The organism is Paenibacillus marinisediminis, from assembly GCF_054343325.1.
Genome location: NZ_JBTGUH010000002.1, coordinates 544,328 through 557,422, shown reverse-complemented (window position 1 = coordinate 557,422; position 13,095 = coordinate 544,328). Strand labels below are relative to the sequence as shown.

Genomic DNA, 13,095 nt, shown 5'->3' with positions numbered 1-13,095 from the left:
ATTCCTGGCCGACGCCAAAAAGGACAGAGCACAGCAGCACTAGCGGGTCCATAGATCCGCCTGTGTCGCTATGCTCTGTCCTTGGTACCTGAGAGTGTCCTAATCCGATAATCGCACATGAGCGAGCAGTATATCCCGCATCAACGTTCATCGAGAAGTTTCCCCGTGGGTGACCCTGTCGTGCAGGGTGCTCTCCAGAGTGGCGTCCGGTAAAAGTCCTTTTGCCTGAGAGATTCACCTGTATGGCTTACTCCTTCGGCGTTACCACGCAATTGCAAGTCTAGGGGTAATCTCTCCCTTTACCATCATTCGCCTATTTCGTTATATAATCCTATTGAACCTTGAACTGGTTGTTATTGTCAATACATAAATTATCCAGCAGGGATACTCATCCAAAAACGTATTGACATAAAAATGAAACGTGTTTACCCTATAGGTACACATGAGCAAGCACCCTGTAACACAATCGTAAGCGGTTTCAACATGTGCTGCAAGTCATCCCATTAAAGTGTTTAATTTGGACAAACTGCATGTATACTGTGGAAAAGAGAGGGTTATGTCATGAGCGAAGTAAGAGATCAATTGGTGTACAGCGAAGAGCATGAATGGGCTTTGGCTGTAGATGAGCGCACGGTACGAATCGGGATTACAGATCATGCACAAAGTCAGTTGGGGGATATTGTATTCATCGAATTTCCAACGGTCGGCACTGAATTGACCGCTGGTGACAGCATGGGCTCTATCGAATCGGTTAAGACCGTTTCCGAATTGTACACACCGGTATCCGGTAAGATCGTTCGAGTGAACACGGAGCTTGAAAATGCGCCGGAGCGTGTGAATGAAGCGCCGTACGAAGGCGGATGGATTGCTGAAATCGAAGTAGAAGGCAGTGTAGAAGAAGCTTTCAAGAAGCTGCTTACGGCTGAGCAGTACCGTCAACTAACTGAATAATGTCCCGTTAATAGCAAGCCCTCCCAGAGATTGCATGCCGCGATCTCTGGGAGGGCTATTTGTCGTTTCATGGTACGAGTTAATATGGTTTAAGCTAATACTCGTGCGTATACTAATTGAATAGCTTTTTATGTTTTAAGTTATGTTATACATAGGATGGTGATTTATATCACGAGATAGGGTGCGCCATTTCGTTATAATAAATTATTCAGATCCTTGAAGATGGAGTAGAGCACTAAAGGAGTAGAGCTTTCATGCAAAAAAAGTACATATTTGGTATTGGCATCACTGTTGTACTCATTTTAATCGTTGCGGTCGTATATGGGGTAATAAGTTCAGGAAATGACAAGGCTGATCAAGAAGCCATAAATGATCAGTATTCGATGGATCAATTTCGTCTTAATGAACAGCCCGTCAAGGGTGATCGTTCGGCTCCGATCCAAATCGTTGAGGTAGGCGATTACAAATGTCCTTCCTGCAAGAAATGGACTGAGACGGTATATCCGTTGATTGATGAAGCTTATGTGAAGACGGGGAAAGCCGCGTTTTACTATGTTGGCGATGCGTTTCTTGGACCGGACTCAGAAGTAGCAGCCATGGCGGCTAAATACATGTACGATCAAGCGGGAGAAGATGCATTTTGGCGTTTTCACGATTTGCTGCTTCAAAAACAAGGCGATAAGGATGCGGAATGGGCTAATATTAACTTCCTATCTCAGCTTGTAGAAGAGCATTTTCCAGAGGTAGATGTAAAAGACTTCACTTCGGCATTGGAAGAACGCAGATATGAGCAGCAGGTTCTAAAAGATATCGAAAGTATTCAACATTATGACATTAAAGTTGTGCCTACTGTTTTCATTAATGGACGAAAAGTAGAAGGCGCGCGTTATGAAGATGTTCAGGCAATTATTGAAGATGAATTACACCGCTCAGAAGGTGCACAGAAGCCGTAAGTAAATCATGGTAAATATTATTAAAATATAATACTATGTTTCTCTTTTTTGATGCAGTAAGCTTGAATTTAGGAGGTGATTGCAATGAAAAAACAATGGGCGATAGCATCAGCAGTCGTACTTACCTTTGCTTTCGGTACCGGTGCTTATGCAGCAGCGAATTGGGGGGGACAATCGTTCGAAGACATGAAGCCTCACATGCAGCAGATGCATCCGACTGCCACGAACCAGCAGCTTGAGGAAATGTATAACGATTGCCACTCTGATCTAGAGCAAAGCCCTGCGATGATGGATCGCGGACATATGAATCGAATGAATCACATGATGTCTAATACGTATTAATTCTAATTAAACCCAACAATTATTAACGTCAAGCAGAGCAAATCCTGCTTGGCGTTTTTTATATAGCCTCATGTTTAGCACTTCACCTAGGAGAATAGATTTAACTGCAAACTATTTGGCGGCTTATGCGTATATGCTATTAGAAATAATAGTGGAATAAACAGGTAACTATGTAGTATGTTAGTCATTAGGCTTCGAATGGCACTTCTTTGCATCATTCCATATAGGGGGGATACCATGAGATTTATGATCGTATTTTGGGGCCTTTTGTTCGTCTTACTTGATTTTAAAGTACAGGGCTTTGATATTTTGCCAGATATAATTGGACTGATCCTGCTTATTATCGGGTATACTCAGTTGAGCAGTGAGAATGAGCATTTCAAACGCGCTCGTACTATTAGCATTGTGTATGCGGTAATCACTATCATGACCTGGGTATTCCCAATTAACTATGATATCGGCATGTCGCCATCCACTTTGACCGGTATCGCAATCTTGTTATCATTTATATTTGTAGCTGTCGACTTGATCTTGATCTATTCGCACTGTTCAGGCATTGAAGAAGTCGCGCGTAAACTAGGGCAATATGAATTCGCGGAGCGGGCGATGAGCAGGTGGAAGTATTATTGGATGGCTGCTGCATCTGCGCTGGTTGCTCTGTTGTTCGCTTTTCTTTCGGCATCGTTTGCTATGATATTGATCTTAGTGGCAGGTATCGCCATAATTGTAGTAAGTGTGCTGCTGTTAAAGCTGACATATGATGCGGGAAAACTGGTGTAGAGCTTAAGAGGATGTTGTCATACTAATGTGAAGAGCCGAATCAAACACGTATGTGTCGGGACTCGGCTCTTAGTCTTTGTTAGCGCAGCGGGTATCGCTTGTTCTTATGTTTGTCATCGCCTTCATCGTCGTCTTCTTCCTGATCCTGCTTCTGATCTTGGAACTCTACAGACGTATGACCTGTGATGTAATCGAATGGCGTATAATCTGAGCTTGGCAGCGGATTACCTCGAATAATCTTCAAGCCGATAATGGCGAGCAGAACGATGATGGGAACGATAAGCGATAGTATGATGATAGGCGTGATGTCCATGGAGTCAACCCCCTTGACTAGAATGAAGAATGTTTTTACATAGGATACGTTATCGAGATGAAAAGGTTGCATGAATGGATATAGTGAAGCTTGCAGTAGGTACGATTGAATAAAGAAATAGCCCTTAACTCCATCTTATGTGATGAGTAGGGGCTATTTGCGATATTGCTTATGATCGAGTATCGTTTAACGATTAAAACATTAAGAAATAGATTACTGCTGCGAGAACGATACGATAAATGGCGAACGGAACGAGCTTAATTCGGTTAATCAGCTTCAGGAAGAAGCGAAGCGAGATCAACGCGAACACGAAAGCGCTGAAGAAGCCGACGATGAAAAATGGAATAACATCCATCGTGATGTATTGCCAGTGCTTCAAAAGGGATAAGAAGCTTGCACCGGCCATAATCGGAACCGCCATAATGAACGTGAAGTCTGCAGCTGCACGGTGACTCATTCCCATCAAGACACCGCCTGAGATCGTGGATCCGGAGCGGGAGAAGCCTGGCCACAGGGATAAGCACTGAAATAAGCCAACTGATATAGCTTGTTTATAAGTAATCTGGTCGACGGTCTCAGTCTTAGGTTGTTTCGGGCCAAACTTATCGGCGATAATCATAAGAATTGCCCCAATAACGAGTCCGATGATAACCGTTTCGGTTGAGAATAAATGCTCATCGATATAATCGTTAAACAACACGCCAAGTACGCCAGCTGGGATAAGCGCGACAATGACTTGCAGCAGATTCAAGCGCGGACCGTCAGGGGCTTGTCCATTCAACTTCTTCAAGCCTAACAGATTCATAAAACGATCCCACATCAAGACTACAACCGCCAAGATCGACCCCAGCTGAATGACAATCTTGAACGTATTAGCAACCTCAGGTGTAAACATCTCTTTCGTCTGGAAAAAGAAATCATCAACGATAATCATGTGACCGGTGGAAGATACCGGCGCAAATTCCGTGAGACCCTCAACCATTCCCAGGACAAGGGCTACAAATGCTTCCCATAAACTCAAATTATCCACACTCCTACAATTCCATACCGAATATTTATTCTGGCACAAGTATAAAGTCCATCTCGTATTATATCGGTTTTTGCCTCGAGATGGTAGTACATGTGATAAATAGCTTTTTATATAAGTTGTAAATCATCATACCTTTAGCGGAATCGCTGTCTGTAAAGCCGCGGTGATATGCCCTCATATTTTGAAAATGATGCAGTGAAATAGGCTGCAGATTGAAAACCAACTTCTTCCGCAATATGTACAATAGCTGAATCGCTCTGAATGAGCAGCAGCTTGGCGCGTTCTAGACGATAGTTATGCAGATATTGCATGGGTGAGCATCCGAATACCTGCTTCATGCAGCGAGCGATGTATACAGGGTGAAAATTTACAGCTACACCTAAATCTTGAGCTGTTATTTCTTCCTTATAGTGCTGGCGCATATAGGCAGCAGCAAGCTCAGCACATTGGGAGGCGAGCGGCTTGGTCTGGCTATGGTCGGAAGCGGCTAATTGCATTAATACGTCCTGAAACAATGCCTGCTGCTTCCAGAGAATAAGATTGTTTTGCTCAAGGTGCTGGTATTCGGTAAGCTGTTGGAGCATATCAGTCATTAGCGTAGGCTGATCAACCTTCGAGAAAGCAGGTACTTCAGCTGTAAAGTACCGTGTTTTGATGTTAGAGAGGGTGCTGTCGCGTTTATCCAATGGAACAATGTTAGCTTCTGCCGGTTGTTTCGGAACGATACTCCAGTTACCTGTTGAGAGAAAATGAAGCCAAATATATTTCGTATCTTCCGTGCATGGCTTGCTGCCGTAGTGATAGGCATCTGGACGTAGAATTAGAGCATGACCTTCCCGTACCTCGAATTCGCGATCTTCTTCTCCCATGTATAGGCAGCCGCTAATAACGTACAGCAAGTCAAAGCAGCTTAATCCGCGTCTAGCAAAATGTTTATCTCCCACGCTCATCGTACTCTGACCGCTGACGATAAAATTAGGCATCGGTGGGAGAGTGAAACGGATAGCTGTCATGAAGTGGTACCTCCTGAATGATAGGTTGGAATATCTAAAGTATTCGTTTCCTTTATGATATACCTTCATAGGCTTATTCTCTATAATGAATTCGTTACATCAAGGCTTTGCAACATTTTCATGGGTTACATGCAAATGTTCGGACAGATTATTGGGGGTTGAAATGCTTAATAATAAGGAAAGAAATATGTCATTATGGGTGCTGGTATGGCCGATCTTTATTGAATTGTTCCTGCAGTTTCTGTTGGGAACGGTTGATACCTTGATGGTCAGTCGAATCTCAGATGATGCTGTAGCGGTTGTCGGATTCTCCAACCAGCTTTTTAATGCGTTGACGACACTGTTCGCGACGATATCGGCCGGTGCGGGTATTTTGGTTGCACAGAAGCTTGGAGCTCGACGACAAGAGGATGCGCGGACTATCGGTATCATGGCATTTACCGTTACAGCTGCTATTGGACTGTTTATCAGTCTTACACTCATTACAATGCCTGAGACGATCGCTGGCTGGCTGCAGATGCCGGAGAATCTGATGCCTATGGCGGTAGTGTATATCCAAACCGTTGGCGGCAGTATGATTCTGACCGCTATGATGAGCGCATTAAGTACCGTTATTCGCAATACTGGCAATACGAAGGGACCGATGTTAACAGCGATCGGGATGAACGTTATTCATGTGATCTTGAACTATGGATTTATTTTTGGCGAGTTCGGTATGCCGCAGCTAGGGCTTAATGGGGTAGCGTATTCCACGGTAATCAGCCGTTTGTTGGCAGTTATGCTGCTGTTGTTTATGTTCATCCATACGTTTGAACGCAGAATTCAATTAAAAGAGCTGTTGTCAACGTTTGATTTGCCGCTGTTCAAAGAAATATTGCGAATCGGCTGGCCGCTCGGGGTGAGCAATGGGAACTGGGTGTTCTCGCAGCTTGTTATCTTTACCTTCATTGCGATGCTCGGGCCGAAGGAGCTTGCAGCCCGAACCTACATGAGTACGCTCGAATCGTTCTGTGCGCTGCTCGGAATGTCAGTAGCGATGGGCTCGCAGATCAAGATCGCGTACTTGTTCGGCGCCAAAAAGTATAAGGAAGCGTATCGCTCAGCTTATCGAGGGTTGTATATCGGGCTTGGAGTCGTTTTCGTAAATGCCCTGATCATATATGTGCTGGGTGACAAGATGCTGGGATTGTTCACAACAGATACCGAGATCATCGCGATCGGTGTGTCGCTGCTGGCGCTTAACGTTCTGCTTCAGCCAGGCAAGATGCTGAACATGGGGCTCAACAGCGGGCTGAATGCTGTTGGAGATACGAAGTTCGTCATGATCATCTCACTCGTATCGATGTGGGGAATTGCAACTGGGATGTCCTATCTGTTAAGTATTGAATGGGGCTTAGGCTTGATCGGCATCTATATCTGTATGATATCCGATGAATATTTGCGCGGCTTGCTATGCCTCTGGCGCTGGCGCGGTCAGAAGTACCTGCGTAAGGCGCAGGGTTTGCCGGCGAGAGAACCGCGCCGAGGTAACAAGGGCTCGGTTACATTAGACAGCCCGAATGCGTAGCATTTAGGGGCTGATAAGAAGGCCAATTCGATTGATTTAAGCGAATTGGCCTTTTTGGTGCTTGCAGCACGCTTGCCAGCGTGCTGCAGGAAGTGTGGCTTGTGCCGCGAGCGAGATAACTGGGTTTTACCCCGTTACAGCGAGTGGCAGGGCTGGTCGAGATGGGATAACAGGTTAAAACCGTCTTAGGAGAGCGCTTGAGAAGGCGAACAGTGCTCCGCACGCAAGATAAGCGGGTTTTACCCCGTTACAGCGAGTGGCAGGGCTGGTCGAGATGAGATAACGGGTTAAAACCGTCTTAGGAAAGCGCCTGAGAAGGCGAGCGGTGTTCCGCGCGTGAGATAACTGGGTTTTACCCCGTTACAGCGAGTGAATGAGCTCGACGAAATGAGATAACGGGTTAAAACCGTCTTAGGAGAGCGCCTGAGAATGCGAACGGTATTCCGTGCGCGAGATAACTGGGTTTTAACCCGTTACAGCGAGCGGATGTGCTCAGCGAAGCGAGATAACGGGTTAAAACCGTCTTAGGAGAGCGCTTGAGGAGGCGAACGGTGCTCCGCACGTGAGATAAGCGGGTTTTAACCCGTTACAGCGAGTGGCAGGGCAGGTCGAGATGGGATAACGGGTTATTTCCGTCTTACGACATCGTGACCGCCGCCATAGTCGTGTAGGAGCATATTTCAATGAACGTGTTCAAAATAGAGGGGTTTAGATAACAAGCCGAGAATGTGTTAGTGTAAAAATATTCTATTTAACTGAGGCGTTCTATTGTTGCAATGAGGGCCTAGGAGTGTTCGCAGCACTTGATCTTTACTTTGCAATTCATTTTCCTAATAGAGGTGTAATATGGACCATAGTGTTCTCCAACAAGCAAGAGTGTTATCGGAAAGTGCTATACGTCAAACCGGGCGAATCGTTAGAGACAAATTCGATAATTTCAGTGAGCTCATGGTAAAGGATCGTTATGGCGATGTCGTGACGGAAGCGGACCATATGGCGGAAGCATGGATCGTTAATCAGATTCAACGGGTATTCCCTACACACCAGATCCATAGTGAAGAAATAGGCAATATCGGGTCAGAAAGCGACTGGCTGTGGATGATTGATCCTTTAGATGGCACAAACAACTTCGCGATTGGATTACCTGTGTTTACAATTTCGATCACATTGATGTATAGAAAAGAGCCGGTCATGGGGATGGTATACGAGCCGCTGACGGACAGGCTGTTTGCCTCTGTATATGGTGAAGGCGCTGCCTGCAACAATCAGCCTATGAAGGTAAAGAGAAGCGTAGATCTATTTCGAGGAAATGTTGGCTGGATTCAAGGTCATCAAGTCCGGAATGACGCGAAGGCTGTTCAATTAAGACAGCATATCGATGTTAGTTTTAAACGGATGCTTAGGCTGTGGGCACCAACCTTGCAATGGTGCATGTTGGCGAAGGGAGACATTGACGGAATCATCCTCTATAACTCGGAAGGTGATGATCTATATTCTGGCATTTTAATGGTGAAGGAAGCGGGCGGTATTGTCATAGACTTCGATGGTAATCCATTTACAGGAATGAAGGCTGAGCCATATATCATTGCATGTCACCCGGACCACAAACAAGAGTTCATTCAAGTCGTTAGAGAGGGGCTCCGTTAAGCGAATATGAGGAAGAATCTTATCCTTATCGAAGGCATTCCCGGGTCGGGCAAATCTACAAGCGCGAGATTTATGTACGAACAGTTAAGAAGAAATGGATATAAGGCAAGACTGTTTCTAGAGTCAACGGCAGATCATCCATTATTCAGGAAATGGTCTGAAAATAACATTGATGAATGGCTGCGATTGTATCTGCTGAACTGGCAACATTTTCTCGCTGAAGACTCCGATTCTTCCAAAGTAATAGTTATGGAATCTGCACTATTTCAAGTGCCAATCTTAAGTCTATTAAGCAAAGACATGAATAGAAGCAGCATCATTGCATTTGTCGAGGAACAGGTTGAGATCTTAAGCCAGCATGAAACAAGTCTTCTGTACTTGTACCAGGAAGATAGCTGGGCGGCTATAGATAACATGATCGAGTGCAGGGGCGGAGCTGAGTTTATCCTTCATAAGGACGAAGAGTACGGCAGTAGCAAATATTATCAGAACCGAGCTCAGCATGAAGGAAGTCTGCATGTCGCTTTTTTGAGAGATTATGCAGATATCTCCAATCAATTGATCCAGCAGGTTAAGCTCCCCGGATTCACGATCGACAACACCAATAAGAACTGGCATCGTTATGAACAGCAAATGCTTGAACGATACAATCTTGTTCATTATCCGGATCACGAATGTCCTGAAGAGGAAATTCAGAGGTATGTAGGAACTTACCGTAACCATGAGATGGGTATAAACGTTCATATTAATAGTAGGGATGGTGCGCTATTTATATTTGGCGATCGAAAGCTGAAGGGGCGCGAGAATCACTGCTTCTATGTTGATGATATGAGTGTAGAGGTTGTATTTGTGGAACACGAGGGGAATGTAGATCAGTTGATCATCGGAGAAAAGGACATCTATGCGAATCGACATGATCAGGGTACGCGGTTCGAGCGGATAGAGGAGTGAAGATGTAAAATAGCGGTTGATCAGCTGGAACATTTACATCTTGGGGAGGTACATATGCATATTGTAACGAATCTAGAGATGCGAAAGATAGAGCAGCATGTCATTGAGGAGATTGGAATTCCGGCGTTAGTGTTGATGGAAACAGCGGGGCGTGCCATTGCGGAAGAAGTGGTACGATTCTCAGGGGAACTAGTCGCAAAGAATGGTAAGACGGAGTGTGTACATGGCTTCCGGTGGCTGGTCATCGTTGGAAAAGGAAACAATGGCGGCGACGGGCTAGTTTGTGCGAGACATCTAGTTGCGATGGGATATGAAGCCGAAGTGCTATATGTAGTTCCACCGGAGCAATTGACAGGCGATGCAGCGGTTCAGCGTGATATTATTCGGAAAATGGGTGTACCGCATTCATGTTTTCATCAGGATGTATCGGAAGGCGAGGCCGTTCGATGGAGCAAGTGGAACGGCATAATTGATTGCCTGCTCGGAACTGGGACTAAGGGTGAGCCGCGTGAACCGTTTACGGCCCTTATCCATGAGATGAACAGCAGCGGACTGCCGATCGTATCAGCCGATATCCCTAGCGGGCTCAATGCTGACACGGGTGAGATGCCAGGGGCATGTGTCCGTGCATCTCTGACCGTGGCGCTGTCACAGTATAAGCGCGGGCTGCTGCTATATCCCGGTGCTGAAGCGGCGGGAGAAGTGGTCGTTCGATCCATCGGCATCCCCGACCACCTCATTAGCGGAGCAGGAGTGAATACGTTCCTGCTCGATGCCAAGACGCTGAAGCAGCGCTTCGGGCTTGAGCTGCCGCCGCAACGACATGCCGATACGCACAAGGGGACGTATGGGCATGTGCTAGTCGCAGCGGGCTCAGCCGCTATGAGCGGGGCGGGGCTGCTATGCGCGAGAGCCGCGCTGCGGGCCGGCAGCGGGCTCGTGAGCTGGGCGGTGCCGGACCAGTTGTCCGGCAAGCTGATCGGCTTGCTGCCGGAAGCGATGCTGCGCGGCTTGGCGGATGGCGGCAGCGGCGAGTGGAGCCGCACCTCTGCGCAGGAGCTCGCGCTTGCTGCCGCCGGCAAGCAAGCCGCTATCATCGGCCCCGGCTTAGGCCGATGGCCCGGCGACGCAGCCTGGCTGCGCGAGCTGTGGCAGCGCATCGATGCGCCGCTCGTGCTGGACGCGGATGCGCTGAACATGCTCGCTGACGACACGTGTCGTCAGCAAGCAACCGAGCCCGCCGCGCAGCAGTCGCCATGGCCGCCGCGCACCGCGCCTACTGTCATCACGCCGCATCCCGGCGAGATGGCGCGGCTCTGCGGCCTGCCTACATCTGAGGTGCAGCGCGATCGCATCGGGATCGCCGGCAGCTATGCGCAGGCGCACAACGTTATCGTTGTGCTGAAAGGCGCCCGGACTATCATTGCTGCGCCGAATGGCGAAACATACGTGAACACAACAGGCAACCCAGGCATGGCTACTGGCGGATCAGGCGACGTGCTAGCGGGCATCATCGGCAGCCTGTTGGGTCAAGGATTGAGCGCATTGTCAGCGGCAGCCTTAGGAGTGTACTGGCATGGACTCGCGGGGGATCGAGCAGCAGCTTCCCGATATTCGGAGTCATCCCTGCTTGCGGGCGATATCATTGAGGCTCTGTGAGGTATAAGCTGTCCATGCATCCACGAACCTGATGTGGACGCAAGGCACGATTCCGATCATATTCGTTAAGGAGTGAAGCGTGTTGAATCTCGCCAATAAGATCACAATCGCAAGAATTGGATTGATTCCGCTATTTATGTTGTGTTATCAGAGTTATCCGGCATGGATGGTTAACAGCTTCACTATTGTTGAGTTCATGGAGAAATATGGAGTATACCTTGCTGTAGCCTTATTTGTTATTGCTTCTGTCACGGATAAGCTGGATGGATATGTCGCTCGGAAATACAATCAAATTACGAATCTAGGCAAGCTGCTGGATCCGCTGGCGGATAAACTGCTGATCTCAGCAGCCTTCATCCTGCTGGTGCAGCATCAGTATATTCCTTCTTGGATCGCATTTGTCATCATTGGAAGGGAAGTTGTCGTTACCGCACTTCGATCCGTTGCATCCGCAAAAGGAATCGCACTTGCTGCTGATAGATATGGAAAATGGAAGCTTGTCATTCAGGTTGTTGCCGTATTGGCAGTTATGCTGAACGAATCGATGTTGTTGCCTAAGCTTGTTGTGCCGATAGACTATTATCTGATGCTAGCGGCAGTAGCAATCACGGTGTTTTCAGGTGTTAATTACATCAAGAACAACTATAAGCGTCTTGAGATAAATCATTGGTAACGGAAATAAGGTACATGGAGACGACGGAGTATCCTCTCGATATATTCGAGATGTTAGCCGGAGATAAAGAAGTGAATCCAAGGGATATTGAGAACGGACGAAGTGATGAACAAACTGGATATGTTGCATTTCCAATAAAAATGAATCCTAACGAGGTACTTATAGATGAACACAGAAGCAGAAATCATTCGCCTTGCAGAGCAATATGTAAAGAGGGAATTGGAGCGTGACTCGAGCGGTCATGATTGGTGGCATATCGATCGAGTGCGTAAGCTGGCTGTTGAAATCGCTAACCGTGAAGGGGCGAACAACTACATATGTGAGCTTGCCGCCTTATTGCATGATGTGGCAGATGAGAAGCTAAATGAGAGCAAAGAAGCGGGTTTGCATAAGGTTGAGAATTGGCTGCTGAATCACATTGAGGATCGTCAGTTGATCGACCATATCATGTTAATCATCTCGACCATGTCCTATCGCGGAGGCACTAATCCGCCGATGACGACATTGGAAGGGCGGGTTGTTCAAGATGCTGATCGACTGGATGCGATCGGTGCTATCGGTATAGCTAGAACCTTTCAATATTCGGGCTGGAAAGGGAGAAGCATGCATAATCCAGAGCTATACGACAGCGACAATGATACAGTAAGTAATGAACGGGATACAACCATTCAGCATTTTTACGATAAGCTCTTAAAGCTTAAAGATCTGATGAATACATCATACGCCAAGCAGCTAGCGCAATCGCGTCATCAGTTTATGGAGCAGTATTTACAGCAATTCTATGACGAATGGGATGCGGTCAAGTAAAATATTTGATATGTGGAGAGTGCGGAATGGGTCCGATGTTTGTCATCGTAATTGTGTTGCTTATTGCAGCTGCAATATGGTTTGTGAAGTCTAATAAGAAGACTAGAATCTACTTGCTGTCAGCGTTATTGATCATTATCCTGGCGCATCAATTCACTGCCGTACAGCGGGCAACAGCACGATTAACAGCAGCCCTTCATGTCACATTCTCGTATAGTGACCGAGACTTTACTTATATGACAACTGAATATAGTTCTGCGCACGGGGCCTATATGGTGCTGTATCAAGATCAACGTCAGGATGTCATCTTATTGCAAGTGGAATCTAGTAAGATGCCGATCGTGATAACCTATGACTCGTTGCATCCAGGGCCGTGAGCGCATGTCATCAATAAAGAGAACAAAAAGGC

At 46.7% G+C, this 13,095-nt stretch carries 14 protein-coding genes and 2 riboswitches; of the genes, 11 read left to right on the top strand and 3 right to left on the bottom strand.

Annotated elements, in window-relative coordinates:
• Positions 1 to 73: 73 nt before the first annotated feature.
• Positions 74 to 200, bottom strand: a riboswitch (glycine riboswitch).
• A 3-nt stretch (positions 201 to 203) separates the two neighbouring features.
• A riboswitch (glycine riboswitch) is annotated at positions 204 to 309 on the bottom strand.
• A gap of 252 nt (positions 310 to 561) precedes the next feature.
• The 4 genes from gcvH (at position 562) to ACXX53_RS08265 (ending at position 3,026) form a co-directional block, all read left to right on the top strand.
• The gene (gcvH, locus tag ACXX53_RS08280; protein ID WP_458568152.1) at positions 562 to 951 is read left to right on the top strand and encodes a glycine cleavage system protein GcvH; all 390 of its coding nucleotides are present in this window, start codon (positions 562 to 564) and stop codon (positions 949 to 951) included.
• A gap of 254 nt (positions 952 to 1,205) precedes the next feature.
• Complete coding sequence (locus ACXX53_RS08275; RefSeq protein WP_458568151.1) at positions 1,206 to 1,904, top strand: DsbA family protein; 699 nt, start codon at positions 1,206 to 1,208, stop codon at positions 1,902 to 1,904.
• Between the two features lie 84 nt (positions 1,905 to 1,988).
• Positions 1,989 to 2,246 (top strand): FAD/FMN-containing dehydrogenase, encoded by a 258-nt coding sequence (locus tag ACXX53_RS08270; protein WP_458568150.1) that lies wholly within the window; start codon positions 1,989 to 1,991, stop codon positions 2,244 to 2,246.
• A 237-nt stretch (positions 2,247 to 2,483) separates the two neighbouring features.
• Positions 2,484 to 3,026: a hypothetical protein gene (locus ACXX53_RS08265; protein WP_458568149.1), complete on the top strand. Its 543-nt coding sequence runs from the start codon at positions 2,484 to 2,486 to the stop codon at positions 3,024 to 3,026.
• Between the two features lie 79 nt (positions 3,027 to 3,105).
• Here the strand turns inward: ACXX53_RS08265 and ACXX53_RS08260 are convergent, their stop codons facing one another.
• The 3 genes from ACXX53_RS08260 to ACXX53_RS08250 all read right to left on the bottom strand — a co-directional run bounded on the left by ACXX53_RS08260 (position 3,106) and on the right by ACXX53_RS08250 (position 5,382).
• Positions 3,106 to 3,339, bottom strand: a complete 234-nt coding sequence (locus tag ACXX53_RS08260) for a DUF3951 domain-containing protein (protein WP_458568148.1) — start codon at positions 3,337 to 3,339, stop codon at positions 3,106 to 3,108.
• Between the two features lie 193 nt (positions 3,340 to 3,532).
• A complete protein-coding gene (locus tag ACXX53_RS08255; protein WP_458568147.1) occupies positions 3,533 to 4,360 on the bottom strand; it encodes an undecaprenyl-diphosphate phosphatase in 828 nt (275 codons plus the stop codon).
• A gap of 143 nt (positions 4,361 to 4,503) precedes the next feature.
• The gene (locus tag ACXX53_RS08250) at positions 4,504 to 5,382 is read right to left on the bottom strand and encodes a helix-turn-helix domain-containing protein (RefSeq protein ID WP_458568146.1); all 879 of its coding nucleotides are present in this window, start codon (positions 5,380 to 5,382) and stop codon (positions 4,504 to 4,506) included.
• Between the two features lie 163 nt (positions 5,383 to 5,545).
• On the opposite strand from ACXX53_RS08250, the gene ACXX53_RS08245 reads away from it, so the two are divergent.
• From ACXX53_RS08245 to ACXX53_RS08215, 7 genes are all read left to right on the top strand, one after another.
• Complete coding sequence (locus ACXX53_RS08245) at positions 5,546 to 6,949, top strand: MATE family efflux transporter (protein WP_458568145.1); 1,404 nt, start codon at positions 5,546 to 5,548, stop codon at positions 6,947 to 6,949.
• An 846-nt stretch (positions 6,950 to 7,795) separates the two neighbouring features.
• Positions 7,796 to 8,596 (top strand): inositol monophosphatase family protein, encoded by an 801-nt coding sequence (locus ACXX53_RS08240; protein WP_458568144.1) that lies wholly within the window; start codon positions 7,796 to 7,798, stop codon positions 8,594 to 8,596.
• A 72-nt stretch (positions 8,597 to 8,668) separates the two neighbouring features.
• Positions 8,669 to 9,547 carry a hypothetical protein gene (locus ACXX53_RS08235; protein ID WP_458568143.1) on the top strand — a complete coding sequence of 293 codons (879 nt, stop codon included), beginning with the start codon at positions 8,669 to 8,671 and terminating at the stop codon, positions 9,545 to 9,547.
• A 54-nt stretch (positions 9,548 to 9,601) separates the two neighbouring features.
• On the top strand, positions 9,602 to 11,206 hold the full coding sequence (locus tag ACXX53_RS08230; protein ID WP_458568142.1) for an NAD(P)H-hydrate dehydratase: 1,605 nt from the start codon (positions 9,602 to 9,604) through the stop codon (positions 11,204 to 11,206).
• Positions 11,207 to 11,288: 82 nt separating this feature from the next.
• Entirely contained in the window at positions 11,289 to 11,879 is a 591-nt protein-coding gene (gene pgsA, locus ACXX53_RS08225) for a CDP-diacylglycerol--glycerol-3-phosphate 3-phosphatidyltransferase (protein ID WP_458568141.1), read from the top strand.
• A 165-nt stretch (positions 11,880 to 12,044) separates the two neighbouring features.
• Complete coding sequence (locus ACXX53_RS08220) at positions 12,045 to 12,686, top strand: HD domain-containing protein (RefSeq protein WP_458568140.1); 642 nt, start codon at positions 12,045 to 12,047, stop codon at positions 12,684 to 12,686.
• 26 nt (positions 12,687 to 12,712) lie between these two features.
• Positions 12,713 to 13,063, top strand: coding sequence for a hypothetical protein (locus ACXX53_RS08215; protein WP_458568139.1), 351 nt, complete (start codon positions 12,713 to 12,715; stop codon positions 13,061 to 13,063).
• Positions 13,064 to 13,095 lie beyond the last annotated feature (32 nt).